This is a genomic window from Variovorax paradoxus (genome assembly GCF_009755665.1).
In the GTDB taxonomy this organism is placed as follows: Bacteria; Pseudomonadota; Gammaproteobacteria; order Burkholderiales; family Burkholderiaceae_C; genus Variovorax; species Variovorax paradoxus_G.
Genome location: NZ_CP046622.1, coordinates 4,174,652 through 4,200,570 on the forward strand (window position 1 = coordinate 4,174,652; position 25,919 = coordinate 4,200,570).

At 68.3% G+C, this 25,919-nt stretch carries 24 protein-coding genes and 1 pseudogene; 10 read left to right on the forward strand and 15 right to left on the reverse strand.

Annotated features, from left to right (window positions below; genetic code table 11):
* The first annotated feature begins 11 nt into the window (after positions 1-11).
* Together GOQ09_RS19435 and GOQ09_RS19440 are read left to right on the forward strand one after the other, a co-directional pair.
* Positions 12-572, forward strand: a complete 561-nt coding sequence (locus GOQ09_RS19435) for a sigma-70 family RNA polymerase sigma factor (RefSeq protein WP_165442103.1) — start codon at positions 12-14, stop codon at positions 570-572.
* Positions 569-1,231: a ChrR family anti-sigma-E factor gene (locus tag GOQ09_RS19440; RefSeq protein ID WP_157615017.1), complete on the forward strand. Its 663-nt coding sequence runs from the start codon at positions 569-571 to the stop codon at positions 1,229-1,231. Before GOQ09_RS19435 ends, GOQ09_RS19440 begins: the two co-directional genes overlap by 4 nt.
* A 10-nt stretch (positions 1,232-1,241) precedes the next feature.
* On the opposite strand, the gene GOQ09_RS19445 is transcribed toward GOQ09_RS19440, so the two are convergent.
* The 3 genes from GOQ09_RS19445 to GOQ09_RS19455 all read right to left on the reverse strand — a co-directional run bounded on the left by GOQ09_RS19445 (position 1,242) and on the right by GOQ09_RS19455 (position 3,553).
* Positions 1,242-1,652 (reverse strand): DUF2177 family protein, encoded by a 411-nt coding sequence (locus GOQ09_RS19445; RefSeq protein ID WP_157615018.1) that lies wholly within the window; start codon positions 1,650-1,652, stop codon positions 1,242-1,244.
* A 66-nt stretch (positions 1,653-1,718) separates the two neighbouring features.
* Entirely contained in the window at positions 1,719-2,513 is a 795-nt protein-coding gene (locus tag GOQ09_RS19450) for a DUF1295 domain-containing protein (RefSeq protein ID WP_157615019.1), read from the reverse strand.
* Positions 2,510-3,553, reverse strand: a complete 1,044-nt coding sequence (locus GOQ09_RS19455; RefSeq protein ID WP_157615020.1) for an SAM-dependent methyltransferase — start codon at positions 3,551-3,553, stop codon at positions 2,510-2,512. The genes GOQ09_RS19450 and GOQ09_RS19455 overlap by 4 nt, the downstream gene beginning before the upstream one ends.
* A gap of 110 nt (positions 3,554-3,663) precedes the next feature.
* Between GOQ09_RS19455 and GOQ09_RS19460 the strand changes: the two genes are divergently transcribed.
* Positions 3,664-4,716, forward strand: coding sequence for a LysR family transcriptional regulator (locus tag GOQ09_RS19460; protein WP_157615021.1), 1,053 nt, complete (start codon positions 3,664-3,666; stop codon positions 4,714-4,716).
* Positions 4,717-4,770: 54 nt separating this feature from the next.
* The gene (locus GOQ09_RS19465; RefSeq protein WP_157615022.1) at positions 4,771-5,256 is read left to right on the forward strand and encodes a GNAT family N-acetyltransferase; all 486 of its coding nucleotides are present in this window, start codon (positions 4,771-4,773) and stop codon (positions 5,254-5,256) included.
* 11 nt (positions 5,257-5,267) lie between these two features.
* On the opposite strand, the gene GOQ09_RS19470 is transcribed toward GOQ09_RS19465, so the two are convergent.
* On the reverse strand, positions 5,268-5,612 hold the full coding sequence (locus tag GOQ09_RS19470; protein ID WP_157615023.1) for a hypothetical protein: 345 nt from the start codon (positions 5,610-5,612) through the stop codon (positions 5,268-5,270).
* A 264-nt stretch (positions 5,613-5,876) separates the two neighbouring features.
* Between GOQ09_RS19470 and GOQ09_RS19475 the strand changes: the two are divergent.
* Positions 5,877-9,092, forward strand: a pseudogene (locus GOQ09_RS19475) (autotransporter outer membrane beta-barrel domain-containing protein).
* A 12-nt stretch (positions 9,093-9,104) separates the two neighbouring features.
* On the opposite strand, the gene GOQ09_RS19480 reads toward GOQ09_RS19475, so the two are convergent.
* Entirely contained in the window at positions 9,105-9,758 is a 654-nt protein-coding gene (locus GOQ09_RS19480; protein WP_157615024.1) for an FABP family protein, read from the reverse strand.
* A 66-nt stretch (positions 9,759-9,824) separates the two neighbouring features.
* Positions 9,825-11,135, reverse strand: a complete 1,311-nt coding sequence (locus tag GOQ09_RS19485) for a hemolysin family protein (RefSeq protein WP_157616765.1) — start codon at positions 11,133-11,135, stop codon at positions 9,825-9,827.
* A 23-nt stretch (positions 11,136-11,158) separates the two neighbouring features.
* Between GOQ09_RS19485 and GOQ09_RS19490 the strand changes: the two genes are divergently transcribed.
* Positions 11,159-12,001, forward strand: coding sequence for a symmetrical bis(5'-nucleosyl)-tetraphosphatase (locus GOQ09_RS19490; protein WP_157615025.1), 843 nt, complete (start codon positions 11,159-11,161; stop codon positions 11,999-12,001).
* 12 nt (positions 12,002-12,013) lie between these two features.
* Here the strand turns inward: GOQ09_RS19490 and GOQ09_RS19495 are convergent, their stop codons facing one another.
* The 8 genes from GOQ09_RS19495 to GOQ09_RS19530 form a co-directional block, all read right to left on the reverse strand.
* Positions 12,014-12,994, reverse strand: a complete 981-nt coding sequence (locus GOQ09_RS19495) for an ABC transporter substrate-binding protein (RefSeq protein WP_157615026.1) — start codon at positions 12,992-12,994, stop codon at positions 12,014-12,016.
* Between the two features lie 34 nt (positions 12,995-13,028).
* Positions 13,029-14,189 carry a c-type cytochrome gene (locus GOQ09_RS19500; protein WP_157615027.1) on the reverse strand — a complete coding sequence of 387 codons (1,161 nt, stop codon included), beginning with the start codon at positions 14,187-14,189 and terminating at the stop codon, positions 13,029-13,031.
* 1 nt (position 14,190) lies between these two features.
* Positions 14,191-14,985 carry an ABC transporter ATP-binding protein gene (locus tag GOQ09_RS19505; RefSeq protein WP_157615028.1) on the reverse strand — a complete coding sequence of 265 codons (795 nt, stop codon included), beginning with the start codon at positions 14,983-14,985 and terminating at the stop codon, positions 14,191-14,193.
* Positions 14,979-16,061 (reverse strand): ABC transporter permease, encoded by a 1,083-nt coding sequence (locus GOQ09_RS19510; RefSeq protein WP_157615029.1) that lies wholly within the window; start codon positions 16,059-16,061, stop codon positions 14,979-14,981. Before GOQ09_RS19510 ends, GOQ09_RS19505 begins: the two co-directional genes overlap by 7 nt.
* Positions 16,058-17,071, reverse strand: a complete 1,014-nt coding sequence (locus tag GOQ09_RS19515; RefSeq protein ID WP_157615030.1) for an ABC transporter substrate-binding protein — start codon at positions 17,069-17,071, stop codon at positions 16,058-16,060. Before GOQ09_RS19515 ends, GOQ09_RS19510 begins: the two co-directional genes overlap by 4 nt.
* 25 nt (positions 17,072-17,096) lie before the next feature.
* Positions 17,097-17,921: a class II aldolase/adducin family protein gene (locus tag GOQ09_RS19520; RefSeq protein WP_157615031.1), complete on the reverse strand. Its 825-nt coding sequence runs from the start codon at positions 17,919-17,921 to the stop codon at positions 17,097-17,099.
* Between the two features lie 147 nt (positions 17,922-18,068).
* Positions 18,069-19,178, reverse strand: coding sequence for an LLM class flavin-dependent oxidoreductase (locus GOQ09_RS19525; protein ID WP_157615032.1), 1,110 nt, complete (start codon positions 19,176-19,178; stop codon positions 18,069-18,071).
* Positions 19,179-19,214: 36 nt separating this feature from the next.
* Positions 19,215-20,216, reverse strand: coding sequence for an ABC transporter substrate-binding protein (locus GOQ09_RS19530; RefSeq protein ID WP_157615033.1), 1,002 nt, complete (start codon positions 20,214-20,216; stop codon positions 19,215-19,217).
* A gap of 109 nt (positions 20,217-20,325) precedes the next feature.
* Here GOQ09_RS19530 and GOQ09_RS19535 point away from each other — a divergent pair, with 109 nt between their 5' ends.
* From GOQ09_RS19535 to GOQ09_RS19550, 4 genes are read left to right on the forward strand one after another with little or no spacing between them, the layout of a single operon-like run.
* A complete protein-coding gene (locus GOQ09_RS19535) occupies positions 20,326-21,570 on the forward strand; it encodes an acyl-CoA dehydrogenase family protein (protein WP_157615034.1) in 1,245 nt (414 codons plus the stop codon).
* Positions 21,567-22,550, forward strand: coding sequence for an ABC transporter substrate-binding protein (locus tag GOQ09_RS19540; protein WP_157615035.1), 984 nt, complete (start codon positions 21,567-21,569; stop codon positions 22,548-22,550). Before GOQ09_RS19535 ends, GOQ09_RS19540 begins: the two co-directional genes overlap by 4 nt.
* A complete protein-coding gene (locus tag GOQ09_RS19545; protein ID WP_157615036.1) occupies positions 22,547-23,167 on the forward strand; it encodes a cysteine dioxygenase in 621 nt (206 codons plus the stop codon). Before GOQ09_RS19540 ends, GOQ09_RS19545 begins: the two co-directional genes overlap by 4 nt.
* Entirely contained in the window at positions 23,164-24,789 is a 1,626-nt protein-coding gene (locus tag GOQ09_RS19550; RefSeq protein ID WP_157615037.1) for a rhodanese-related sulfurtransferase, read from the forward strand. The genes GOQ09_RS19545 and GOQ09_RS19550 overlap by 4 nt, the downstream gene beginning before the upstream one ends.
* A 125-nt stretch (positions 24,790-24,914) precedes the next feature.
* Here the strand turns inward: GOQ09_RS19550 and GOQ09_RS19555 are convergent, their stop codons facing one another.
* A complete protein-coding gene (locus tag GOQ09_RS19555) occupies positions 24,915-25,868 on the reverse strand; it encodes a GlxA family transcriptional regulator (RefSeq protein WP_157615038.1) in 954 nt (317 codons plus the stop codon).
* Positions 25,869-25,919 lie beyond the last annotated feature (51 nt).

Below are 25,919 nucleotides of genomic sequence, written 5' to 3' on the forward strand. Positions count from 1 at the left end.
GCCGGGACGCGATGCCGACAAGCGAAGAACTCAACAACCTGGCCCAGGCCGTGGCACGCAACGGCGACCGGCAGGCCTTCGCCGCGCTGTTCAAGCATTTCGCGCCGCGCGTAAAGTCTTACCTGATACGGCTCGGCACCTCCGAAGGGCTGGCCGAGGAACTGGCGCAGGAAGCGATGGTGAGCGTCTGGCGCAAGGCGCCGAGCTTCGACCCCGGCCTTGCCAATGTTTCCACCTGGATCTTCACCATTGCGCGCAACCTGCGGGTGGACCATTTCAGGCGCATTGGCAATCGCACGGCCGATGCGGAGGAGCTCGACGGCGACGACATGCCCGACACGCTTCCCCAGCCGGACGAACTTTTGCTGACGCGGCAGCGCGAAGCCGGCGTGCGCGAGGCCATGGCGCAGTTGCCGCACGAACAGGCGCAGGTGCTGCGCCTGTCTTTCTACGAGGAGCAACCGCACTCGCAGATTGCAAAGGCGCTGGGCCTTCCGCTCGGCACCGTCAAGTCGCGCGTGCGCCTGGCCGTTCGCCATTTGCGGCGGCTGCTCGATGGACTCGAACCATGACGACGATTCAACATCACCCAGACGACGAGTTGCTGCTGGCCCATGCGGCAGGCAGCCTTGACCGCGGCCATTCGGTGGTCGTTGCCAGCCATGTCGAAAACTGCGCCCATTGCCGCGAACGCATGCGCGTCTTCGAGGCGGTGGGCGGCGCGCTGCTGGACGAACTGCCGGCCGCAACCATGGCACCCGATGCGCTCGCGCGCACGATGGCGGCCATCGACACCCCGCCCGCACCACGCGCCATGCCGGCGCCGGTACCGGCTCCGCACCCCGTGCTTCCGCCGGGCATGACCTGGCCGCGCTCGCTGGCCGGATGCCCCGCCACGCGCTGGCGCTGGCTGGGGCCGGGCATGCGCTGGAGCCGCGTGACCTTGCCCGACGATCCGGCGGCCAATGTTTTTCTGCTGCGCATTGGCGCGGGCAAGAACCTGCCGATGCACACGCACAGCGACTCCGAACTCACGCAGGTGCTCTACGGCACCTTCCACGACGGGCGCGCGCTGTTCGGCCCGGGCGATTTCGACGAGGCGGACGGCAGCTTTCACCACCAGCCAGTGGTGCAGGCGGGCGGTGAATGCATCTGCCTTGCCTCGGTGCGCGGCCGGGTGCTTTTCAATGGCTTGGTGGCGCGCACACTGGGCGCGCTGGTCGGGATGTAGCAACCGCGCGTCAGCGGCTCGCAGCCAGCACCACCTTGGCTGCCACGGCCGCTGAAACAGCGGTGACGAAAGTGCCCCAGCACAGGTCCGCGATGGTCACCGTCCATGACCAGTCTTTCAGCGTGGCCTGGTTGGTCAGGTCGTAGGTCGCGTAGGCCATGAGCCCGAGCAGCGCGCCAAGGCCCAGCGACGTGAGCCAGCGCCCGCTGGCGAGCGCGGGCGATACGGCAAACACCACCACGCCAGCCAGGTAAATCGCATAGAAAGCGGCGGCCGGAGCCAGCGCAAAACGCTCCAGCATCAAATGGCCGAGCGCCGGCCGATAGAGCCGGTCGGCCATCACGGTCAGCCAGATTCCATCGAGCACCAGGAAGACCACGGCCGATGCCGCATAGGCGATGGCGAATTGCCGGATGGACATGAATGTTCCCGTGTTAGTTCGAATGAAGGATCGAGATCGGAAAAGTCGGGCCGAGCCGTGCGGCCCTCATGGCGCTTTGCCGCGCGAAGGGCCGGGCACGAAGGCATTGGTCCGCGCAATGTAGTCGCGGTAGGCCGGGCGCCGTTCGGCAATATCTTTCTCGAGCAGGCTCACGCCGGACACCTTCAAGAGAAGCACCGTCATGAGCACCGGAGACACGGCGGCCCAGGCGCCGCCCCACCCGCCTCCGGCCGCGGCCATGAGCCACAAGCCCCACCAGACGCAGGCCTCTCCAAAGTAGTTGGGATGGCGCGTGTAGCGCCAGAGGCCGCGGTCCATCACCTGCCCCTTGTTCGCCGCGTTGACCTTGAATCGGGCCATCTGCGCGTCGCCGATGCTCTCGAACGCAATGCCGAACAGCGCCAGCGCAATGCCTGCTGCATCGAGCATGTTCAGCTCGCGCACTGCCGACATGCCGGCAAGGAAAGGCGCCGAAACAACCCACGCCAGCAAGGCCTGCAGGCCGAACACCAGGTAGAGGCTCTTGAACCCGAAGCTCGGCTGATTGCGTTCGCGGATCTGGCGGTAGCGCCGGTCCTCACCGTGGCCCCAGTTGCGCCAGCTGATGAAAACGCTGAGCCGCAATGCCCACACGGTGGCAATCAGCAGCATGCAAAGCCCTCGCGGCGCCGTTTGCGGCGGCAGCAGAAAGAAGTACATCGCCGCCGCGGCCAGGATGCAAAGCGACCAGACGCGATCGATCAGGCTGGCGTCGCGCCGTGCCAGGCTGGCGAGCCAGGTCGCGAATGCCAGGACCGCGGTTGCCGCAAGTCCGCCCAGGGCCACGGTCATGAAACTCATGCGCGCCGCTCGAAAAGATAGTGGCTCACCCACCACCGCTGCCCGCTCTCGTAGCCGAAGAGCTCGGCCACCGACATGAAGAAGAGCCGCCAGCGCATCCACCACAGTTCGGCATCGGCGCCGTAGGTTCGTCTGAAGAGCGGAAACAGCATCATGCGGCGCCCGTCCATGTTGGCGAGCCAGGCTTCGGCGGTGCGATGGTAGTGGGTGCCGTCCCAGCGCCATTGCTGAAGCACCCGCAAATCGTCTTGGCAACGCAGCGCCAGGCTGTCGCCCGGCATCATGCCGCCCGAGAAGAAGTGGCGGCTCATCCAGTCGCTCGCGTCGCGTTCCTCGAAGGCGTAGGGCGCGTCCCGGTGCGCAAACACATGCATGAAGAAGCGGCCCTCGGGCCGTAGCCACCGCGCCACGTTGGCAAAGGCGCGCGGCCAGTTGCGCAGGTGCTCGAACATCTCGACCGAGAGGATGCGGTCGAACCGGTCGGCCGTGTAAAACTCGTTGAAGTCGCGCGTGACGACGCGAACGTTGTGCAGGCCGCGGCGCGTGGCCTCCACCTCGATGTATTCGCGCTGCGACTGCGAGTTGGACAGCGCCGTGATGCGGCTCGCGGGGTAGCGCTCGGCCATCCACAGCGTGAGCGAACCCCAGCCGCAGCCGAGTTCGAGCACGTCCTGCCCGTCGCGCAGCTCCGCGCGCTCGCATGTGGCCTCGAGCGCGGCCGACTCGGCCTGCATCAAGGTGTTTGCGCCTTCGGGCCAGAAGCAGCTGCTGTACTTGCGGTGATGCCCCAGCACGGCGCCGAAGAAACCGGCCGGCACTTCGTAATGCTGTTCGTTGGCCTTCTCGGGCAGGGGTGCCAGCGGGGCGGCCCGCATCTCACGCAGAAAGATTTCGGTGAGCTCGGCGGTTTCTTCCGCGGCGCCGCCTTCGAGTTCGGCCAGCCTGGCCCTCAGCAGGCGCCGGATGCCCATTCGCACGAGGGTGTCGGGCACCAGGCCCCGCTCGACCGAGCGAATGGCGGCTTCAGTGGTTTGCGGCATGCGCGTGAAATCCTTGTTCGCGGCGCCGGAAGGAGCCGCCTGCCGTGATACGCGGGAATCCGCCGGTTGGATCTGCAGCCCTGCGGGGAAACTGAAACAATGCAGCCACCATGGACGGCCTCGATCTCATCAAAACATTCCGCGAAGTGGCGTTCCGGCGCAGCTTCTCCCGTGCAGCCATTTCGCTGGGCATGTCGAAAGCTACCGTCAGCCGCTATGTGGCCGAGCTCGAGGAGCGCAGCGGCGTTCGGCTGCTCAACCGCTCCACCCGTTCGCTGAGCCTGACGGATGCGGGGCAGGTGCTGCTCGACCGCAGCGCCGAGCTGGTGGCCATGGCCGAGAACACGCTGAACGACCTGCAGGCCCACGGCTCGCACCCGCGCGGGCGCCTGCGCATGAGCGCGCCGCACGGGCTGATTGCAGGCTGGCTGTCCGACGTGATTGCCGAATTCATCAAGCTCTATCCCGAGGTGTATGTGAGCCTGGTGTTCACCAACAGCGAGATCGACCTGATCGAGGAAGGCATCGACATTCACCTGACGGGCGGGCGCATCGACGACATGAACCTGATCGTGCGCCGGCTGGTGCCGTTCGACATGGTGGTGTGCGCAAGCCCCACCTATTGGGCGCAGCGCGGCATTCCCAAGGTGCCCGAAGACCTTGCCCGCCACGACGTGCTGAGCTATTCGGCAAAGCCCACGACCCACCTGCCCTTCGAGACCAAGGGCAAGCCGGTCGAGGTGCAGGTGCACAGCCGCATGGAAGCCAACGACGCCGTTGCGCTCATCGAGCTGGCGCTGCGCGGCGCGGGCGTGGCCTATGTGCCCGAGCCGCTGGCGCAGTCGCACCTGGAGCGCGGCGCGCTGGTGCCGGTGCTGCGCGAGCACATGCCGAAGGACCATTGGCTTTACGCGGCCTATTCGCAGCGCCGGCACAACAGCGCCGCCATGCGCGCGATGCTCGACTTTCTCGAGCAGTCGATGGGGCCGGCCGGCGAGCCGCCGGTGCTGCCGCCCATTCCGCCGCTGACGGCGGTGGTGCCGACCGCGTGCAGCCTTTCCGCACCGCGCAAGGCCGCACGCGCGCCCGCGCCTGCGTCCACGGCCCGGAAGGACAAGTCGCCGGCCGAAGAAGAATTGCTGAACCCCTTCTTCGGTCGCTGAAGCGTGCGCGGTCGTGTTGCAATCGCATGTTTTCAACGTGCAGGCAGCCGACGCATGACGACCTCTTCTTCCCCTTCGCCTTCTTCTTCCCTTCTGGTCCGCCCCCCGGTGCCGGAAGACTACGCCGGCTGGAAGCCGCTATGGGACGGCTACAACGCCTTCTACGAGCGCGAGGGCCCCACTGCGCTGCCGGAAGAAATCACGCGGGTGACCTGGCAGCGATTCTTCGACGCCTACGAACCGGTGCATGCGCTGGTGGCCGAGCGCGACGGCCGCCTGGTAGGGCTGACGCACTACCTGTTTCACCGCAGCACCACGCGCATCGAGCCGAACTGCTACCTGCAAGACCTGTTCACGCTGCCTTCGGAGCGCGGCCGCGGCGTGGGGCGCCAGCTGATCGAAGGCGTGTACGCGCACGTGAAGCGCGTGGGCGCGCACCGAGTGTATTGGCAGACGCACGTGACCAACACCGCGGGGCGCATGCTCTACGACAAGATGGCCTCGCACGACGGATTCATCGTGTACGGCACGCTCGTCTGATCGCCTGAAACTCAGTACTTGATGGTGACGCCGGCTTTCACGCCGTTGTTGTTCTTGCCGTCGCTCAGCACGCCGCCCGTGAGCGACACATTGCCGCCCGTGCTCGCACCCAGCGAGTAGGTCGGCCGCGGCGTTGAGGTGTCGGTGCCTATGTAGGTGCCGCTGCCGTCGGGCCGCTCCACGCCAATGGTCGCGCCCTTGGTGTAGGCCGAGGTTTCGGTGGAATTGACGTTCGGCGCCAGGTAGATGGTGCCCTTGTCGTCGCTGTCGACCGGCACCCTCACGGGCTCCGCCGATGCGGTAACGGCCGCGCACCAGGCGGCCACGCTCACGCTTGCAAAGATCCATTTGCTCATCACCCGATCCTGGGGGCTCGGCGGCGCCGTGCCTGTAGGACGAGAGGCAGGCCTGCCCGCATCGGCAGGCGATTTGTCATGGTTCGCAGCGGCACGCGCGGGGGCGTTTGTCTCCCCGGGAAAGGGGCGCACCGCTCATGTCCGGATGTGACGCAATTTCTACATTGGTTCCACGGCAAAGAACGCTTGCAGTCCGATCCGGGCGCCAGGCGATGCCTCCGTTGGCTGGTCAGCGGGGGGAACACGCCGCCAAAAGGTAGAGCCATGAACAGAATTTTTCGAACCCTGTGGAATCCTTCGCTCGGCGCATGCGTAGCGGCACCCGAAGTCTCTCGCGGCCATGCCCGGCCAGGGTGCGGCGGCGGCAGTGTCGAAGAACGCAGCCGCGCAGGCCCGGTGGCCGACCTCCGCCTGCACGCCATCGCCCTGTCCGTGCTGCTTCTGGGCGCAGCCCTGGCCCTGCCCGCAGGCGCCGCCGGCGGCAGCGGCGGCCAGCCCGTGGGCGAGACCGCCCTGCACGCCGGCGACGGCGGCAGCGACGGCCAAGGCGGCACCGGCGGGGTCAACGACACGACGGTCAACGCCCATGGCGGCGACGGCGGCGCCTCCACCGAGAGCGGCCCCAGCGCCGGCAGCGCCGCCGACATCGGCAGCTTCGGCGGCGCCACCCCCGGCGCAGGCGGTGCGGCCGGTGCCGCCACCACCGAGGTCTCGCCCGGCGTGTGGCAGGGCGACGCGGGCGCCGCCGGGCAATCGCAGACCGGCGACATCGCCAGCGGCAACGGCTACGGCGGCGGGGGCGGCGGCGGCCAGATCGGCAATGCCATGGGCCCGGCCACCACCGCGGCCGGCTTCTCCGCCACCGGCGGTGCGGGCGGCGCCGGCGGCAACGGCTACTGGGCCGCGGGCGGCGGCGGTGCGGGCGGCCATGGCGCCACGCTGCTCGACCCCCTGGCCGATGTGACCGCCAGCGGCGTCTTCACCGGCGGCGCCGGCGGTGCGGGCGGCGATGCCTTCTCCCAGGCCGGCGGCGGCGGCAGCGGCGGCAGCGGGCTGTGGCTGCGCAGCGCCACCCCGGGGCTCACATTGACCCACGACGGCACCTCGGCGGGCGGCGCCGGCGGCGCGGGCGGATCCGAATCGCTGCCGGCGCGCAGCAACGCCTCGGGCGGCGGCGGCGGCGCCGGCGGGGCCGGCCTCACGCTCGCGGGCAGCGCGGCAGTGACAGTGGTCAACACCGGCCAGCTCCTGGGCGGCGCCGGGGGCGCGGGCGGTGCCGGCGGCGGCGGGGGTGGGCGGCACCGGCACGCCGGGCAACGGCGGCGACGGCGGGGCCGGGCTGGCCTCGGTCGGCGCAGGGGGTGCAATCGTGATCAACAGCGGCACCATCGCCGGCGGGGCGGGGGTGCCGGTGGAGCCAGCAGCAACGGCGGGGCCGCAGGTCTTCCGGGGGCCGGCGGCGCCGGGGTGAGGGGCGCCGACCTGGACCTGCAGAACAGCGGCACCCTGGCCGGCGGGCTGGGCGGCGACGGGCTCACACGCGCGCCGGCGGTGGCCTTCACCGGCGGCAGCAGCAACCGCCTGGTGCTGAACGCGGGCGGCACGCTGCTGGGCGCGGTGGCGATCGACAGCGGCGCGAGCGCGCGCATCGTGGCCGGCGCGGACGGGCTGGACCTGGGCAATGCGCTGCTGCTGGGCGGCACGGGCACGATCGACAGCAACGGCCACGGGCTGGGCTGGTCGGGCCCGGTCTCGGGCGCGGGCGAGCTGGTGAAGGTGGGCGCGGGCACATTGACCCTGAGCGGGGCGAACACGTACACGGGCGCCACCCGGGTGGCGGCGGGCAGCCTGCGCGCGGGGGCGGCGGGCAGCTTCAGCAGCGCGAGCGCGTTCACGGTGGACGCGGGGGCGGTGCTGGACCTGGCGGGGCACAGCCAGACCATTGCGGGCATGGCCAGCGCGGGCACGGTGTCGCTGCTGAGCGGCTCGCCGGGGGCGACGCTGACGGTGCAGGGGCCCTGGGTGGGCAACGGCGGCACGCTGCGCCTGGGTACGGCGCTGGGGGGCAGCGGCAGCCTGAGCGACCGGCTGATTTTGAGCGGCTGCACGGCGATTGCCAGCGGCACGACGAACATCCAGGTGACGAACCTGGGCGGGCTGGGAGCGCTGACGGTGGGCAGCGGCATCGAGGTGGTGACGGCGATGAACGGGGCCACGACGACGGCGCAGACCACGCGCGATGCGTTCCGCCTGGCCGGCGGGCATGTGGATGCGGGGGCCTACGAGTACCGGCTGCATGCGGGCGATGCCTCGGGGGCGGGGGAGAATTGGTATTTGCGGTCCGGCATCATCATTGCGCCGCCACCGCCTCCCCCTCCTCCTCCACCGCCTCCTGGTCCTCCGGCACCTCCTGCGCCTCCGGCACCAGCGCCCGCGCCAGCACCGGACGACGGCGACCCGCTGAGCGGTGACGGCGGCTCTCCCAACGCGCCCGCAACCATCACCGTGCCCATCTACCGCGCCGAAGTGCCGCTGTACGCCGCGCTGCCCGAGCAGTTCCGCCAGTCCAACTTGGCCATGGTGGGCAACCTCCACCAGCGCGTGGGTGACGAGAACGCGGGCGGGGCCGGCATCGACGCGCCCAACCAGGGCTTCCGCCAAGGCTGGGCCCGCATCATCAGCATGGACCGCACCACCAGCCAGGGCGGCACCGTCAGCCCCGCCAGCGAAGGGCGCCTCACGGGCTTCCAGGCCGGCAACGACCTGTGGGCCGATCCGAACTGGCGCGTCGGCATCTACGTCGGCCAGCTCGAGGGCGACGTGCGCGTGAGCGGCTTTGCACGCGGCGTGCAGGGCTACGCGGCCGGCTCCAACGACCTGCGCAGCCAATACCTGGGCGCCTACGCCACCTGGAAGAACGACGGAGGCCTGTACGTTGACGGCGTGCTGCAGGCCGGCCGCCACCGCTACACCACGGCAACGGACCTGGGCGCCTCCGGCTCGGGCAAGGGCCGCAGCTTTCTCGCTTCCATCGAGGTGGGCCAGGCCTTCCGCATTTCGCCGGAGTGGATCGTCGAGCCGCAGCTGCAGCTGGTGCACCAGCGCGTGAGCCTGGACGACACCGGCATCGTCGGCGCCGTGGTGCAGCAGGACAGCCACAGCGGCTGGCTGGTGCGCGCGGGCGTGCGCATCAAGGGCGAGCTGACCACCGCCGCCGGGCCGCTGCAACCGTATGCGCGGCTCAACCTTTACCGCAGCAGCAGCGGCACGGACGTGACCCGCTTCACAGGGCCCGCGGGCTACACCGACATTGCCACCCGCACCGGCGGCACGAGCACCGAACTGGCGGCCGGCGCCACGCTGCGGCTGACGCAGAACATGAGCCTGTACGGAGAGCTGGGCAAGTACTGGGCGTCGGGCGGCGGGGCGCGCACGAAGAGTGGCCTGAACGGCAGCGTGGGCGTGAAGATCCGCTGGTAGTGCTTGCCGACGCTATCTTGGCGAGACCACCACCGCAGCAGGCGCGTCGGGCATGGCCAGCGGGTTGAGCCCCGGCTCCGCAACCCGCGTGAGCGTGTTGCGGTCGGTGTGATGGAAAGGCTCGGCCCGCCCCTGGATCTGCATCACCGTGTCCTGATCGTAGGACCATGTGCCGTCGGCATTGATAGTGACCGTGATGTTCCACGCCAGCGTGGTGAAGGCCTCTTCGATGAACGGGTTGGACACGATGCCGTTCACCAGGCTGCCGCGCTCGGCGCTGAGCGTGAAGCGCGTGTCGCCGGCCTTGGCATGGCCGCTTGCCATGGCCACCTGGCCGCGCGGAATGGCCAGCGTGTGCATCACCGTGCCGGTGGCCGGTTCCCAGAGCCAGTAGCCCACCTGGTCGTGGTACATCTTGGTGAGGCCGGGCTTGTGGATGTAGGTGTGATAGCGCAGGCCGTACAGCAGTTGCGGGCCGTTGGTCTGCGGATCGATGGGCTGCAGCTCGTAGCGCTCGACGTAGATCTGCGTCTTGGGGCCTTCGCGCTTGGGCTTCACGTCCACGCCGCGGCTGCCCTCCCAGATGCCGGCCATGGCGCGCAGCGGCCCCAGGTTGGCAAGGGTGTCGGGGTCGGCATTCGGCTCGGTGTAGATGTCTTCGGTCATGGTGGGGCTGCGATCATGCGATCGCTCGGTGGGGTCTTCTTGAAATTCTGATGAAGCGGGCAGGCGCTAGTCGCCGTGCGCGGCAGACTTGTCGGGCGCGGCCAGCACGCGGTCGATGCGGCGGCCCTCGAGCGCGGCGATTTCGAAATGCCAGCCCGCGCATTCGATCACCTCGCCCGCCTTGGGCAGATGGCCCGAAACGGCCATCAGCAAACCTGCGACGGTGTTGTAGCGCCCGCGCTCTTCGTCGGGCAGTTCGCGAATGCCGAGCCGCGCGCGCAGTTCCGAAACGGGCATCAGCCCGTCGAGCTCCCACACGCCGTCGGGCCGCTCGCGCGCCCAGGCGTCGGTCAGGGTGCCGGGCTGCAGCTCGCCGGTAATGGCTTCGAGCATGTCGCGCGGCGTCATGAGACCCTGCACCACGCCGTATTCGTCGACCACGAACACCAGGCGCCCGCCGCGTTCGCGGAACTGCTCGAGCAGTTCCATGCCGGTGAGGGTTTCGGGCACGAACACCGCCGGAGCGGCCTCTTGCCCGAGCACGCCCGCGTGCTCAGTGCCCAGCCGCAGCAGATGCGCCACGCTGATCACGCCGACCACGTCGTCGAGCGAATTGCGGCACACCGGGTACCACGAATGCACGATGTTGAGCGCCCCCGCGTCGGCCACCTTCTTCAGCGCCTGCGCCACGGTGTCCGACGCGTCGAGCCATTCGATGTCGGCGCGCGGGATCATCAGCGACGACAGCCGCCGGTCGTCCAGGTGGAACACGTTGCGCACCATCTGGTGCTCGTGCTGCTCGATCACGCCGGCGTCCACACCCTCTTCCAGGCTGGCCGAAATTTCTTCCTCGGTCATGGAGCGGGCGGCGTTGGCGTCGATGCGCAGCAGCTTCAGCACGGTGGCCGTGGCGCCCGCCAGCAGCCACACGAAGGGCTTGGCGCCCTTCGCCAGCCCGCGCATGGGGCGCGACACCCAGCGCGCCACGGGCTCGGGGTAGAGCTGGCCGATGCGCTTGGGCACCAGCTCGCCGAAGATGATGGTGAAGAAAGTGATGCCGGTCACCACCACCGCGGTGGAAACCACACTGGCCGTGCCGCGGCCCATGCCGAGGCTTTCCATCCAGACTGCGAGCGGCGCGGCAAAGGCGGCCTCGCCCACGATACCGCTGAGCATGCCGATCGATGTGATGCCGATCTGCACGGTCGAGAGGAAGTGGGTGGGTTCCTCCATCAGCCGGAGCGCGGCTTCCGCGCCGGTATCTCCCGTCTCGGCCAGCGCGGCAAGGCGCGCGCGCCGGCTGGTTGAAAGGGCCATTTCGGACATTGCGAACAACGCATTCAGCGAAGTCAGCAAGGCCAGCAGGAGAACATCCATGAACATGGGGTGAAAATAAGGAAATGGCACTTTACTTGATCGGCGACATCCAGGGATGCGACGCGGCCCTCCAGAAACTGCTCGACAAGATCGGTTTTTCTCCCAGCCGCGACACCGTTGTGCTGCTCGGCGACCTGGTCAACCGCGGCCCCGATTCAGCCGCGGTACTGCGCCGCGTGCAGGGCTACGGCGCCTCGGCGCTGAGCCTGCTCGGCAACCACGACCTGCACTTGCTGGGCGTGGCGCACGGCGCACGCAAGCCCAGCCGCAAGGACACGCTGGCCGGCCTGCTCGAAGCGCCCGACAGCGAAGCCATGCTCGAATGGGTGCGCCAGCAGCACATGGCGCTGCACATGCAAATCGACGGCGGCGACCTGCTCATGGTGCATGCGGGCGTGTTGCCGCAATGGACGGTGGGCGACACGCTGGTGCTGGCGGCCGAGGTCGAATCGGTGCTGCGCGGCCCGGCGCTGGGCGAGTTCCTGCTCACCATGTACGGCAACGAGGCGGCGCAGTGGAACGACAAGCTCAGCGGCAGCGCGCGGCTGCGCGCCATCGTGAACGCACTCACGCGCATGCGCTTCTGCTCGGCCGAAGGCGTGATGGAGTTCGAGAGCAAGGACGGCGCCGCCACCGCGCCCGAAGGCTTCATGCCCTGGTTCGACGTGCCCGGCCGCAAGACCGCCAATGCCACGGTCGCGTTCGGCCACTGGTCCACGCTGGGCTGGCTTTCGCGGCCCGACCTGCTTTCGACCGACACGGGCTGCGTCTGGGGCGGCTGCCTGAGCGCCGTGCGCATCGGCACTACGCTGGACGAGCGCGAGCTGATCCAGGTGACGTGCGAGCAGGCGCAGAAGCCGGGCTGACCGGCCGCGCGGCTAGGCGCCCGCGGCCACGCCAAAGCCGGCGTCGAAGGTGCCCTTCACATCGAGCGGCTGCTTGATGAGCCCCACCTGCCGGTAGAAATCCGCGGTGCCTTGCTGGTCGGCAATCACCTGCGCATCGATCGGTATCCACTTCTGCCGGCGGCGTTCGAACTGCAGCTTGGCCGCCTCGGGCGGAATACCGATGATGCGGGCCAGCGCAGCCGAGTAGGCATCGACATTGCGGTACGACCAGAGCTGCGCTTTCACCACGCGCTGTAAGAAGTCTTGCAGCACAGGCCGCTTGGCGGCAATGGCCGCATCGGTGGCCGCCAGGTAGCTGAGCCCCGGCAGCAGCCCGCGCCCGCTGACGAGCACGCGCGCATGCTGGCTGACCTCTGCCATCGCGGTGTAGGGCTCCCAGGTGGCCCATGCATCGACCGAGCCTTGCGTGAGCGCGAGCTTGGCATCGGCGGGCGCAAGAAAACGGATGCTCACCTCCTCCGGCTTGAGGCCGGCCGCGGTGATGGCCTTCAGCGTGACGTAGTGGCCGATGGACCCGCGATTGGTCGCAATGCTCTTGCCCTTGAGATCGGCCGCGGTCTTGAGCGCCGAATCGGGCCGCACCAGCACTGCGGTGCCATACGAATCGGAGCGATTCGCGCCAATGGCCTTGACGCGCGTGCCCGCGGCCAGCGCGAAGATGAGCGGCGCATCGCCGATGGGGCCGGAATCGACTGCGGCAGCGTTGAGCGCCTCGGCCAGCGGCGCGGCGGCGGGAAATTCGGACCACTGGATGTCGTAGCCGAGGCCTTCGAGGCCGTTGGCCGCTTCGAGCAGTGCACGCAGGCCGCCCTTCTGGTCGCCTGCCTTGAGCACCTGGCGGCTTTGTGCATTGGCCTGGAACGAGACGGCGGGCAAGCTGATGGTGGCGGCCGCAGCGAGGCTGCGCGTAAGCAGCCGCCGGCGTGATCTGTCGGGCTGGGATGTGTTCATGGGTTCTCCGTGTTCGTTGCAGATAAAAAATCGGTCAGTGAATGAAGCCGCCTTTGACGAAGCGCACCGGCTCCGCGTCCATGCGGGCGATCAGCGCGCCCAATCCATCGGCGGGCAAGGCGGCGCCCTGCCCTGCCGCCGTGGTGCGTTCGCTGCGGCAGACCAGGTCGTCGTCGGACCAGCCCGTGTTGCCGGGCTCGCCGCGCACGCGCAGCCAACCGTCGCGGTCGGCGATGAGCTGCGTGCCGGCGAGGCGGTCGGTTCCGGCTATCAAGGCCAACGCCTCCCATGCGGCAGCGGACTGCGCCACGCAATCGGCAGCGGCGCTAGATGCCGTTGGCGACGGCGGCACGAGCAGCACCGTCACGAGCCGCGGATCTTCGGCCGGCGCTGCGTTGCCGGCGACGATGCGCACGCGCTGCCCACGCCAGCTTGCGAGCGTGCGCGGCGGCTGCGAGCCACAACGCACCGCCATGTCGGGCAGGCCGATGGGCTGCGGCCAGCTGCCGAGCGCGCGCAGGCTCTGGCCCGCGCCAAGCGCCTTCATGTAGTCGATCAACGCCCAGGCATCGGGCTCGTCGATCTTTCCGCCGAAGCCCGGCATCGTGGCCCGGCCATGCTGCGCATCGCGCGTGCCGTGAAGAATGCGCCAGAGCAGATCGCCGTCAGCGCGCCGCCACAGCAAGGGGCCGCTCAGATTCGGCGGCCACACAGCCAGAGAGGCCGCAAGCGGTCCTTCGCCCCTGCCGTCCACTCCATGGCACGCAACGCAGTTCTGTTCGTAGAGCACGCGTCCCTTTGCGATGGAAGCAGCCGTGAAGCCGGTCGGCGATGCCTGGAAACTCGTGGGCGTTGCCGGCACCAGCACCACATGCGCCTCTGGCCATGGCGCTGCAATCAGCAGCATCGGCACCATTGCCAGAAAGTAGAAGCGCGGGCGCCGCCACAGCAGCGCGAGCAGCAGTGCAAGCAGCGCTACGGCAACAAAGACCAGCGTCCACGCAAGGCTGCGCGCCTGGCCCAGGTCGATCAGCAGGTTCTCGCCAGAGAGGCGCTGCGACCACGGCCAGGCCGGCTGGCCGTGCACCTGCCCTGCGAGCCCGAGCGCATCGAGCACGCGCAGCAGCTGCAGTTGCGCACCTTGCAGCAGGCCGATCAGCAGGTTGAGCCAATCGGCCTCCGGCGTGCTGTTCATCTCACCAAGTCGCGTCGAGCCCCAGGTGCCTGAGTGCTTCGTGACGCAACTCGGCGAGCCACGCATGGCCGCGATGCCGCGGGTACGGCAGGTCGACCACGATCTCTGCCGCAACGCGCGCCGGCCGGTCGCTCAGCACGATCACGCGGTTGGCAAGGAACAGCGCCTCTTCCACGTCGTGCGTCACCAGCAGTGCCGAGAATCCCGCGCGCTGCCACAGGTTGACGAGCTCGCTCTGCATCGCGATGCGCGTGAGCGAATCGAGCTTGCCGAGCGGTTCGTCGAGCACCAGCAGTTGCGGATCGTTGACCAGCGCGCGCGCCAATGCCACGCGCTGCGCCATGCCGCCCGAAAGCTGATGCGGAAAGACCTTTGCAAAGTCGCTCAGGCCCACGAGCTTGAGGGCTTCATCGACACGCCCGCGCTGCGCCTTGAGCACGCCCCGCGCCTGCAGGCCCAGCGCCACGTTGTCCCACACGCTACGCCACGGGTAGAGCGTCGGGTCCTGGAACACGACGATGCGCGACGGATCGGGCCGCGTGATCGGCGCATCGTCTTGCGTGATGCGTCCCGCCGTGGCGGGTTCAAGCCCCGCCACCAGCCGCAGCAAGGTCGACTTGCCGCAGCCGCTCGGCCCGAGCAGCGCGACAAATTCGCCGGGCTTGACCGTGAGGTCGATGTCGTCGAGCACCTGCAGCGGCCCCGCAGGCACATCGAACCAGTGGCTTACGCCGCGAATGTCGATGTGCGCGCCGGCCTGGCGCACACCGGCTTCTGCAACAGCGGCGGCTACCATTTGACGGTTCCTTTCTGCCACGACAGCACGCGGTCGCGCACCTTGAACAGCAGCGTGATCAGGCCCGAGCAGAGCACGGCCATCACGATCAGCGCGGCGTACATGTTCGAGTACGAGGCCCAGCCCTGCGCCCACGAAAGATAGAAGCCGAGCCCGGCCTTCACACCCATCATCTCGGCCGTGACGAGCACCGAGAACGCTGCGCCAAGCCCCATGAAGAGGCCCACGAACACCTGCGGCAGCGCAGCCGGAATGGCCACGCGCAGCACCAGGAAGCGCTCGCTCGCGCCCATGGTGCGCGCCACGTCGTAGTAGTTGCGGTTGACGCCCGCCACCCCGGACCAAGTGAGCACCGCCACCGGAAAGCCCGTGGCCAGCGCAATCAGGAACACCGCGGCCGCATAGCTCGACGGAAAGAAGAAGAACGCGAGCGGCAGCAGCGCCGAAGCCGGCACCGGCCCCAGGAAGCGCAGCACCGGATGCACCCAGTAGCCCGCAATGCGCGACCAGCCGATGGTCACGCCCGTGAGAAAGCCCGCGAGCGCACCCAGCACAAAGCCGTGCGCCAGCAACCTTGCCGAGTGCAGCAGGCTTTCGCCGAGCCGGCGCCAATCGTCGATGTAGGTTTCGACCAGGCTCTGCGGCGGCGCGAAGAACGGCGTGGGAAGCAGCGCGAGCTTGGCCGTCGCAATCTCCCAGATGGCGAAGAGCACGGGCAGCGCAACCAGCCAGGGGCCGGCGGGCCGGAGCAGGCGCGAGGCACGGCCGGCGCGCGGGCCGAGCAATGCGACGGCAAGGAGCAGCGCACCGACGGCAATGGCTGCAATGCCGAACTCATCGGTGTAGGCCCAGTCGCTGAAACCCACGGCCTGGTTCGGCCAGTAGATGGTGAGCAGGCCGAGCGCAAGCCATGTCGCAGCGGCGGCGAAGCCGATGCGCCACATGGGCAGGGCCGTTTGGATACGGGGCGATGTCGATGCGGGAGCAGGTGCGCGTTCTGGCGCCGCGGCTCCCACCCTGGCCCTCCCCCGGAAGGGGAGGGAATCGAAGCCCAATGCGGGGTCTGGGGTGCTCATGCCAGCGGATCGAAAGAAACGTGTTCGGCAAAGCGCACCGGGTCGGTGGTCTTCTTGAGCACGCCGACACCGCGGAAATCACGCGCATAGAACTCGACCTCGTTGCGCAGGTTCTTGCCCAGCGGATGATGGTTGTGCGTGAGCGTGCCCAGCAGCGCGCGCAGGTCTTCCACCGGCACCTTGGGCGAATATTTGGCGAAGAGCTTGGCCGATTCGTTCGGGTTCTCGGCCACGTAGTCCGACGCCTGCGCAATGGCGCGCACGAGCGCAGCGACGGTCGGCTTGTCCTTGCGCACCAGTTCGCCGCGGGCGCCCACGATGCAGCAGACCTTGTCCTTGTATTCGCCGGAGAGGTTGCTCGCAATCTCGACGAAGGCGCCCTTGTTGCGCTTCTCGATCAGGTAGACGTTCGGGTCGCCGTCGGCGATGGCGTGGATCTCGCCCTTCTGCACCGCAATGTCGAGCAGGTCGGCCGGGTACTGGCGCCAGGTCACGTCCCTGTCGGCATCGATGCCGTTCTTCGCAAGCAGGATCGAGAAGAAGTTCTTGCCGGGGCTCGCGATGTCCGACACCCCGATGATCTTGCCCTTGAGGCTTGCAAGGCTGGTCGCGCCGGCGCTCTTCGCGCCCACCAGCCGCACGCAGCCGCCATGCGAGCTGCCGACGATCTTCACGTCGAAACCCGACTCCAGCGGCTTGAGCCAGCGGTGGATCATGCCCACCGCCGCATCGGACTTGGCCGTTGCAAGCGACTCCAGCAGCTGGTCGGTGGAGCCGGTGTAGTTGATCAGGTCCACCTGCAGGCCGTTGCGTTCGAAGTAGCCGCGCTCTTGCGCCACCACCACGGGCGACAGGCAGAACGCGGCGGCGTTCCATGCAAAGGTGAGCTTGCGCGCTTGCTGCGAGAAGGCCTGCGAGGCGATCAGCCCGCCGGAGGCGACCACGGCGGCGGCGCCGCCGGCGCGCAGGACACCCCGGCGCGATACGGGGCGTGAAAGGGATGAGGTCATCGAGAACTCCGTTGGTTTTTTGTCGTCAGTCCAGCAGTTCGGGTTCCGCCTCGACCAGGCCTTGGTAGAGGCTGTCGAAAGAGTGGATGGCCCCCTCCGGGCCCCCGATCTGGCTGTGGGTGTGGCGCGCGGTGGCTTCGTCGATGGGCTGCGGCTTGCCGGCCGCCTCGGCCAGCAGTTGCGTGTGGCAGGCGTTGTCGAGCGCGATGTACCACCACGCGGCAGCCTCCACCGTGGGGCCCGCCGTCAGGATGCCGTGGTTCTTGAGAATGGCGCCCTTCTTGTCGCCCAGCGCCTGGGCAATGCGATCGCCCTCGCTGGTGTCGACCACCATGCCGGTGAAGTCATCGAACAGCGCCACGTCTTCATGGAACACGCAGCTGTCCTGCGTGATGGTGTCGAGCTTGCGGCCCAGCGTGGACCATGCCTTGCCGTAGGTCGAGTGCGTGTGGGCGGCCGCAACGATCTTCGGGTTGTGCTCGTGGATGGCGGCGTGAATGGCAAAGGCCGCCTTGTTGAGCGGCTTGTCGCCGATCACGGTCTCGCCCTTCGAGTTGACGAGTAGCAGGTCGGACACCTTGATGCGCGAGAAGTGAATGCCCAGCGGGTTGACCCAGAAGTGGTCGGTGAGCTCCGGATCGCGCGCGGTGATGTGGCCCGCCAGGCCCTGCGCAAAGCCGAAGCGCGCAAACAGGCGGAAGGCGCCCGCCAGGCGCTCCTGCCTGTGGCGGCGCTCGGCCTGCACGCTGGTGCGCGGCGGGATGGGGTCGAACCAGTATTTTTGCTGCGGGTTCGGGTTGCGCTGGAGGGCGAAGCCGGCATCCCAGTCGATCGACAGAACTGCACTCATGAAAGATGTCCTCGTGTTGGGTGTTGCTCCTTCCCCCGCTGGGGGAAGGCTGGGATGGAGGCAAGCGGCACTCGCAAGGCTGCTGTGTCGTGAAGGCCGTCAGCCCCCACCCCTGCCCTCCCCCAGAGGGGGAGGGAGAAAGTCAGGTCATGCGGCTTTGCGTTGAGACTGCAGGCGCTGCGCCACCAGTTCGCGCGTGCGCGGAATCAGCTCGCGTCCGTAGTCCGTCGCGTCCTCCAGCGGATCGAAGCCTCGGATCAGGAAGGTGGTCACACCCAAGTCGTAGTAGTCGAGCAATGCGTCGGCCACCTGCTCGGGCGTGCCGACGAGCGCCGTGCTGTTCGAGCGGCCGCCGATCTCCTGCGCCACCGCGGTCCACAGCCGCTTGTCGAGCCGCGTGCCCTTCTCGGCCGCGGCCAGCAGGCGCTTGGCGCCTTCGCTCTGCTGCGGGCCGCCGCGGTTGTAGCCCTGCACCACGCGCAGGCGTTTTGTCTCGGCCAGGATGTTGTCAGCACGCGCCCATGCGACCTCTTCGGTCTCCGCCAGGATCGGCCGGAACGACACCGAGAAGCCCACGCTGCGCCCATGCTTCGCAGCTTCGGCGCGCACGCGCGTCGTGAGTTCGCGCGCCTGGTCGAGCGATTCGCCCCACAGCGCATACACGTCGGCGTACTTGCCGGCCACGGGAATCGCAGCTTCCGACGCACCGCCAAAATACACCGGCACATGCGGCTTTCCATTGCGCGTCTGCACCGGCTTCACTTCCGAGAACGCGTTCTGGAAGCGGTAGTGCGCACCCTCGTGGTCGAAGGGCTTCTCGCTGGTCCACACCTTGTGCAGCACCTCCAGGTATTCGTCGGTGCGGGCATAGCGCTGGTCGTGGTCGAGCCAGTCGCCGTCGCGTCGCTGCTCCTCGTCGGAGCCGCCCGAGATGTAGTGCACGCCAAGCCGGCCGGCGCTGAACTGGTCAAGGGATGCAAACTGCCGCGCAGCCAGCGTCGGCGTCACGAAGCCGGGGCGATGCGCCAGCATGAAGTGGATGCGCTCGGTGACCGAGGCGGCGTAGGCCACCGTCAGCGTGGCGTCGGGGCTGGTGGAATGGTGCGGCACCAGCACGCGGTCGAAGCCCGCGTTCTCGTGCGCCTGCGCAAAGGCGCGCACGTAGTCGCGGTCGATGGCGGGGCCTTTGGCGGCATGGATCTCCGAGACCTTCTGGCCTTGGATCATGCCGATGAATTCAACTTCGTTCTGGCTCATGGTGTCCTCGTGTTTTCAGGTTGGGTGCGTGGTTGTTCAGGCGGCGGACTGGCGCAGTACGCTCTCGAAGCTGCGGTCCCACAAAGGCTTCACATCGGCGGGGCCGTCGAGGACGCCGATCTTCAGGAAGGTGTCGGCCACCTCCTGGTGGCTGCGCACCACCGCGTCGGTGACGGGGCCCAGGCTGTAGTTGCCGCTGCGCCCGTTGAAGAGCTCGACCAGGTCACCGATGGGCACGCGCGTCTCGGCCGACTGCGCGCGCGCATAGGCCAGGAAGTTGCCGTTGATCCATGCGAACGAGCGCTGCAGGCGCTGCAGCAGGTCGCTCAGTGCCGCGCGGCGCGGCGCGTCGTCCAGCGCGCGCGGATTGGCGTAGATGGGAAAGTTGCCCGAGAGATAGCCAACGCCGGTCTTGATGGTGCGCGCGCCGTACTGCGTGCGTGCCAGCTGGCCGTTGTAGCCGTAGATGGCCCATGCATCGAGATCGCCGCGCGCAAAGGCTGACAGGCCATCCGCTGGCGTCAGGCTCACGGCCTGGATGTCGCTGAACGAAAGCCCCGCCTCGGCAAGTTGCCTGGCCAGGTAGTAGTGCGAAGTGGTGGCGCGCACATAGCCCACGCGCTTGCCCTTGAAGTCGGCAATGCTGCGGATCGGCGAATCCTTGCGCGCGAGCGTGGCCTGGTTGTTCAGGTCTTCATGCGTCACGGCCACCAGCTTCACGCTGGATTTCTGGCGCGCCGCGAACACCGGCGGAATCTCGCTGCCCGAACCCAGGTCGAGCGCGTCGCCGTTGATGGCCTCGATGTGCAGCACGCCGTTGTTGAGCTCCCGCCAGTCGATCTTGTAGGGTGTGTCGGCCTGGCCCGAGGCCGTGAGCAGCGGCCTCCACAGGCCCTTGTAGGTGCCCACGCGCAAGGTGACGCCGGAAAGGTCGCGTGCCGGTGCCGCAGCCCGCGCAGCGCCGGCTGCAGCAGCCATGGCGCTCCAGGCGGCGGCCTGCAGCAGGCGGCGCCGATCGAATGGGAATTCAGGTTTCATGCACCGGACCGTACCGGCGCACACAACAAAAGCGAACGCAGAAAAACGAGTTTGCATATGCGGGATGCGTCGTTTCCGCCGCAGCGCGGGGCCGGTACTGTGCGCAACCATGAGTGCACTCCCCTTGCGCCGCCCGCCGGCCACCAACGAATTCCCAACGGCAAACGCCGCTCCGGCCCGGGTCGACGGCGCCCTTCTCGCGCGCCTGTCGGCCCAGTTCGCGGCCACGGCAGCCGACCACGATCGCAGCGGCGCCTTTCCGCGCCAGAACTTCGACGCGCTGCAATCGCATGGCCTCGTCGGCCTGCTAGCGCCCACGGCGCACGGCGGCGGCGGTGCCACGCTGGCAACGGCGCGGCGCGTGATTGCCGCAGTGGCACGCGGCGAACCCGCCACTGCGTTGATCTTGACGATGACCTATCTGCAGCACCACGCACTTGCGCGCAGCGACAGCCGCTGGCCGCCGCACCTGCGCGAGCGCGTACTGCGCGACGCGGTGGAGCACGGCGCGCTCATCAATGCGCTGCGCGTGGAGCCCGCGCTCGGCTCTCCGGCGCGTGGCGGGCTGCCCGCGACCGTTGCGCGCCGCGAAGGCAACGGTTGGAAGATCGACGGCCACAAGCTCTACACGACCGGCATCGAGGGGCTCTCCTGGCTTGCCGTATGGGCACGCACCGACGAAGCCGCGCCGCGCACCGGCGTTTTCCTGGTGCCGCGCCATGCGCCCGGCGTGCGCGTGATCGCAAGCTGGGATCACCTGGGCCTGCGTGCCTCGGGCAGCCATGAAGTGGTGTTCGAGAACGTCGCGATCGACCTCGACCACGCGGTCGACCTGCGCGCCCCGGCCGATTGGGCCCCCGACGCGGGCAGCCAGACCGACATCGACGCGCACGCCACGCAGCAGGCCTGGATGACCGTGCTGCTCGGCAGCCTGTACGACGCGGTGGCGCAGGCCGCCAATGATTGGTTGACCGGCTTCCTGAACCGGCGCGCGCCAGGCAGCCTGGGCGCGCCGCTTGCGAGCCTGCCGCGCGTGCAGGAGCACGTGGGAGAAATTGCCGCGCTGCTGCGCACCAACCGCGTGCTGCTCGACGATGCGGCCCGCGCCGTTGACGAAGGCCACGCCCAGCCGGCCACCGAGAGCGGCCTGCTCAAGTACACCGTGACGGACAACGCGGTGCGCGTAGTCGAAATCGCGCTGCAGCTGAGTGGCAACCACGGCCTCGCACGGCAGAACCCGCTGGAGCGGCACCACCGCGACGTGCTGTGCAGCCGCATTCACACGCCGCAGAACGACGCCATACTGATTGCGGCCGGCGCCCGCGCATTGCAGTCTTCGGGAGCTGCCGCATGACCGATCTCCTTTTCTCCAAAGCCTCGCGCCGCAGCTGGCTCAAGCAAGGCGCAGCACTTGCCCTGGCAACTGCCGGCCCCATGCGCGCCGGGGCGCAGCAACCGCAGACCACGCTGGTGCTCGGCGACCAGGCCGGAGGCCTGCGTGCCCTCTTCGAGGCATCGAAAGCGCTCGAGGGCGTGCCCTTCGCGTATCGCTGGGCCAACTTCCAGGGCGCGGCGCCGCTGTTCGAAGCGCAGCGCAGTGCGGCGGTCGATACCGCGGTGGCCGGTGACCTGCCGGTGCTTGCCGCGGCCGTCGGCCGCACACCGTTGAAGATCGTTGCCACGCGCGTGGGCAAGGCCGATGCGCTGGGCATTGTGGTGCAGCCCGATTCGCCGCTGCGAACCGTGGCCGACCTGCGCGGCAAGACAGTCATCGTTTCGTCCGCGCGCGGCAGCATTTCGCAGTACCAGCTGTATGGCGCGCTCGAAGAAGCCGGCGTGCTGCGCAGCGAGGTCAGGGTGAAGTTCGTGCTGCCGACGGATGCGGCCGCGGCCTTTGCGTCGAAGCAGATCGATGCCTGGGCCGTTTTCGACCCCTACTACACCATTGCGCTGCAGCAGGGCGGGCGCATCTTGCGTGACGGACGCGGCATCAACACGGCCCTGGGCTTCATCACCGCCAGCGAGCCTTCGCTGGCGGACCCCGCCAAGCGCATTGCCATCGTGCAGTTTCTGGACCGGCTGGCGCGCGCGGGAGAATGGGCGCTTGCCAACCCAGAGGCCTATGCGCAGGCCTACAGCCAACTCACGCGGCTGCCGATCGAGTCGGCCCGCATCATCACGGCGCGAGCCTCGGTCACGGGCCGGCCGGTGGCCGAAGCCGACATCGTTGCACTGCAGGCGGTGGCCGACCGCTCCGCGCGCGACGGCATCTTGCCCTTGCGCGTGGACGTGCGTGCCATCACCGATGCGCAGCTCTGGAAACGGCCGGCATGACCGCACCCGAGGTTGCCGCCATTGCGCCGCTGCGTGAATTCGTCGGCGCGTTCGGCCGGCTGCTCGACAGCGCACCCGACGAACCGCGCATTCTTTCCGAAGGCCGAGCGCTGCTTCGCACGCTGGTCGCGCGAGACGACTGGCTGCCCGATGCCTTCGCGCAGCCCGACCCTGTGCACTACCGGCAGTTTCTGCTGCATGCCGACAGCACCGAGCGCTTCTCGGTCGTGAGCTTTGTGTGGGGGCCGGGCCAGGCCACGCCGGTGCACGACCACACGGTGTGGGGCCTGATCGGCATGCTGCGAGGAGCCGAATACAGCCAGGGCTACGCAATTGGCGACGACGGCCGGGCCCGGCCGCAAGGCGAGGCCGTGCGGCTCGAAGCCGGCGAAGTGGAGGCTGTGTCGCCCACCGTCGGTGACCTGCACCGCGTGCACAACGCGCATGACGACCGCGTTTCCATCAGCATCCACGTCTACGGCGCCAACATCGGCGCCGTGCGGCGGCATACTTACCCCGCAGAGGGCGGACGCAAGCCCTTTGTTTCGGGCTACTCCAACACGCTTCTTCCCAACCTGTGGGACCGCTCCGCCGAACTCCGATCGACATCCGCATGACGACAACCACCGCCTTTCCCCTGCTGCCCTCTGCCGCCGTGCGCGCGCGCCTGCTCGCCCGCGAAGAAACCGCGCTGCTCGACGTGCGCGAGGAAGATCCCTTCGCGCAGGAGCATCCGCTGTGGGCCGCGAACCTGCCGCTCTCGCGCATCGAGATCGAAGCCTGGCGGCGCATTCCGCGGCGCAGCACCTTCATCGTGCTCTACGGCACGCACGACGGCATCGACCTGGCGCCGCTCGCCGCGCAAACGCTGGCTGCGCTGGGCTACACCAACGTGCACCTGCTCGAAAGCGGCCTCGAAGGCTGGCGCGCGGCCGGCGGCGAGCTGTTCCGCGACGTGAACGTGCCGAGCAAGTCCTTCGGCGAACTGGTCGAGCACGAGCGGCATACGCCCTCGCTCTCCGCGCCCGAGGTGAAGGCGCTGGTCGACGGCAAGGCGAACGTGGTGGTGGTCGATGCGCGCCGCTTCGACGAATACCAGACCATGAGCATTCCCTCGGCCACCAGCGTGCCCGGCGCGGAGCTGGTGCTGCGCGTGCGGGAGCTCGCACCCGACCCGGCCACGCAAGTCATCGTCAATTGCGCGGGCCGCACGCGCAGCATCATCGGCACGCAATCGCTGGTGAATGCGGGCATTCCGAACCCGGTGGCTGCCCTGCGCAACGGCACCATCGGCTGGAAGCTCGCGGGGCAGGTGCTCGACCATGGCGCCAGCCGCCGAGCGCCCAACGCGGTGGCCGGTGCGCACCGCGCACAGGCTGATGCCGATGCACGCCGCGTGGCCGACAAGGCCGGAGTGCGGCGCATCGCGCTCGACGCGCTGCACACACTCGAAGCCCCGGAGCGCACGCTGTACCGCTTCGACGTGCGCACGCCCGAGGAATACGAGGCCGGGCACCTGCCCGGCTTTGCGAGTGCACCCGGCGGGCAGCTGGTGCAAGAAACCGACCACCAGGTGCCGGTGCGCGGCGCGCGCATCGTGCTGGCGGACGATGACGGCGTGCGCGCATCGATGAGCGCGTCGTGGCTCGCGCAGATGGGCTGGGAAGTGTATGTGCCCGATGCGGTGCCCGCGGCTTCGTCATTCACCGAAACCTCGGCGCCCTCCCCTGTTTATCCCCCCGTTGCAGCGGCCGTCGCCGAGATCGAACCGAAGGCGCTGGCAGCATTTCTGGCGCAGCCCGGCACCGCGGTGATCGACGTGACCACCAGCGCCAACTACGTGAAGCGGCACATCCCCGGCGCTTGGTATGCCATTCGCGCACAGTTGCCGCAGGCCACAAGCACGGCCATTCCGCCGTCGCAGCGCTATGTGCTCACCTGCGGCAGCAGCCTGCTCGCGCGCTATGCCGCGGCCGACCTGCGCGCGTTGCTCGACGCGCGCGGCCAGCGCGATGTAGAAGTGCTGGTGCTGGCCGGCGGCAATGCGGCATGGTTTGCCGCGGGCCTGGAGGCTGAATCGGGCGAGACGCGGCTGGCCGTGCCGCGCACCGACCGTTATCGCCGGCCCTACGAAGGCACGGATGCGCCCGCCGAAGCGATGCAGGCGTATCTGGATTGGGAGTTCGGGCTGGTGGCACAACTGGCGCGCGATGGGACGCATCACTTTCACGTGATCTGAGTGTTTCGCACGGCCGGTGGGCCTGTCGTGTTTCACCGGGAATGGAACTTTTTTCACTGAGTTTGGAACCGCCGCGGGCTCACCAACATTCGTTCGAAGGCTTTGTCCACCGCTAGGCCACCGCCCTACTTTGCGAATCGACGGCGATATTCGCCCGGGCTCACGCCGAGCCGCCGGCTGAAGGCACGCCTGAACGCATCGACATTCGCGTATCCGACTTCGTCGGCAAGGCGCTTTGCAGGCAAATCCGATTCCTCGACGAGGCGGCGCGCAGCGTCAATGCGCGCGTTCTCGACGAACTCCGCAGGCGTAGTGCCTGTCTCACTTCTGAAAATTCGAGCGAAGTTGCGTTCGCTCATGCCGGCGCGGGCTGCCAACGTCGGAACGGAGAGGTCGTCTTTCAATTGCGAAAGCACATGGTCCTGGACCTGCCGAACGCTCGAACGTTCCGACGTTTGTGCTGCCAGATGTGCACTGAACTGGCTCTGTCCGCCTGGCCGCTTCAGAAACATCACTAGCTCACGCGCAACGCGCAAAGCTAGCTCGCGTCCATGGTCCTCTTCCACCATTGCGAGAGCGAGATCCATCCCGGCTGTGACGCCTGCGGAGGTGAAGAGCTTGCCATCCTTCACGTAGATGGCGTCCGGCTCGACATTGGCTTTCGGGTACTGGGCGGCCAAGCGTTCTACGGCGTTCCAGTGGGTGACCACACGTTTACCGTCCAGAAGGCCCGCGGCCGCGAGGACAAACGCGCCGCTGCAGACCGAACCGAACCGGCGGACCGTGTGTGCTTGACGTCGGAGCCATTCGTGCAATTCGGTGTCCGTCGCGACCTCCGCAACATCAGGGCTGCCGGCAACGAGCAAAGTATCGATGGGGCCGCGATGCTCTGCGACGGTTGCGTCCACCGCAAGCCGCAGCCCGCTGCTGCTTTTAAGCATTCCTGGCACTGTGCCGATCACCTGGATTTGGTACGCGCGTGGCTGGCCAAGCTGACGTGAAGCTTCGGCAAATACGTCGGCAGGCCCCACAACATCGAGGAGTTGCACACGGGGGAAAGCAAGGATGGCGATACGCATGGCTGTGAAGGCTGACTCATTGGCAGAAAACGCCGGCTAAAGAGAAAACGA

Excerpts from the sequence above, each read along its gene's own strand:
- GOQ09_RS19510 (WP_157615029.1), bottom strand. The coding sequence starts at position 16,061 with ATGAGCACCCCAGACCCCGCATTGGGCTTCGATTCCCTCCCCTTCCGG.
- GOQ09_RS19470 (WP_157615023.1), bottom strand. The coding sequence starts at position 5,612 with ATGAGCAAATGGATCTTTGCAAGCGTGAGCGTGGCCGCCTGGTGCGCG.
- GOQ09_RS19445 (WP_157615018.1), bottom strand. The coding sequence starts at position 1,652 with ATGTCCATCCGGCAATTCGCCATCGCCTATGCGGCATCGGCCGTGGTC.
- GOQ09_RS19545 (WP_157615036.1), top strand. The coding sequence starts at position 22,547 with ATGACCGCACCCGAGGTTGCCGCCATTGCGCCGCTGCGTGAATTCGTC.
- GOQ09_RS19515 (WP_157615030.1), bottom strand. The coding sequence starts at position 17,071 with ATGACCTCATCCCTTTCACGCCCCGTATCGCGCCGGGGTGTCCTGCGC.
- GOQ09_RS19550 (WP_157615037.1), top strand. The coding sequence starts at position 23,164 with ATGACGACAACCACCGCCTTTCCCCTGCTGCCCTCTGCCGCCGTGCGC.
- GOQ09_RS19500 (WP_157615027.1), bottom strand. The coding sequence starts at position 14,189 with ATGAACAGCACGCCGGAGGCCGATTGGCTCAACCTGCTGATCGGCCTG.
- GOQ09_RS19455 (WP_157615020.1), bottom strand. The coding sequence starts at position 3,553 with ATGCCGCAAACCACTGAAGCCGCCATTCGCTCGGTCGAGCGGGGCCTG.
- GOQ09_RS19495 (WP_157615026.1), bottom strand. The coding sequence starts at position 12,994 with ATGAACACATCCCAGCCCGACAGATCACGCCGGCGGCTGCTTACGCGC.
- GOQ09_RS19460 (WP_157615021.1), top strand. The coding sequence starts at position 3,664 with ATGGACGGCCTCGATCTCATCAAAACATTCCGCGAAGTGGCGTTCCGG.
- GOQ09_RS19435 (WP_165442103.1), top strand. The coding sequence starts at position 12 with ATGCCGACAAGCGAAGAACTCAACAACCTGGCCCAGGCCGTGGCACGC.
- GOQ09_RS19450 (WP_157615019.1), bottom strand. The coding sequence starts at position 2,513 with ATGAGTTTCATGACCGTGGCCCTGGGCGGACTTGCGGCAACCGCGGTC.
- GOQ09_RS19535 (WP_157615034.1), top strand. The coding sequence starts at position 20,326 with ATGAGTGCACTCCCCTTGCGCCGCCCGCCGGCCACCAACGAATTCCCA.
- GOQ09_RS19505 (WP_157615028.1), bottom strand. The coding sequence starts at position 14,985 with ATGGTAGCCGCCGCTGTTGCAGAAGCCGGTGTGCGCCAGGCCGGCGCG.
- GOQ09_RS19530 (WP_157615033.1), bottom strand. The coding sequence starts at position 20,216 with ATGAAACCTGAATTCCCATTCGATCGGCGCCGCCTGCTGCAGGCCGCC.
- GOQ09_RS19440 (WP_157615017.1), top strand. The coding sequence starts at position 569 with ATGACGACGATTCAACATCACCCAGACGACGAGTTGCTGCTGGCCCAT.
- GOQ09_RS19480 (WP_157615024.1), bottom strand. The coding sequence starts at position 9,758 with ATGACCGAAGACATCTACACCGAGCCGAATGCCGACCCCGACACCCTT.
- GOQ09_RS19520 (WP_157615031.1), bottom strand. The coding sequence starts at position 17,921 with ATGAGTGCAGTTCTGTCGATCGACTGGGATGCCGGCTTCGCCCTCCAG.
- GOQ09_RS19555 (WP_157615038.1), bottom strand. The coding sequence starts at position 25,868 with ATGCGTATCGCCATCCTTGCTTTCCCCCGTGTGCAACTCCTCGATGTT.
- GOQ09_RS19540 (WP_157615035.1), top strand. The coding sequence starts at position 21,567 with ATGACCGATCTCCTTTTCTCCAAAGCCTCGCGCCGCAGCTGGCTCAAG.
- GOQ09_RS19465 (WP_157615022.1), top strand. The coding sequence starts at position 4,771 with ATGACGACCTCTTCTTCCCCTTCGCCTTCTTCTTCCCTTCTGGTCCGC.
- GOQ09_RS19525 (WP_157615032.1), bottom strand. The coding sequence starts at position 19,178 with ATGAGCCAGAACGAAGTTGAATTCATCGGCATGATCCAAGGCCAGAAG.
- GOQ09_RS19485 (WP_157616765.1), bottom strand. The coding sequence starts at position 11,135 with ATGGATGTTCTCCTGCTGGCCTTGCTGACTTCGCTGAATGCGTTGTTC.
- GOQ09_RS19490 (WP_157615025.1), top strand. The coding sequence starts at position 11,159 with ATGGCACTTTACTTGATCGGCGACATCCAGGGATGCGACGCGGCCCTC.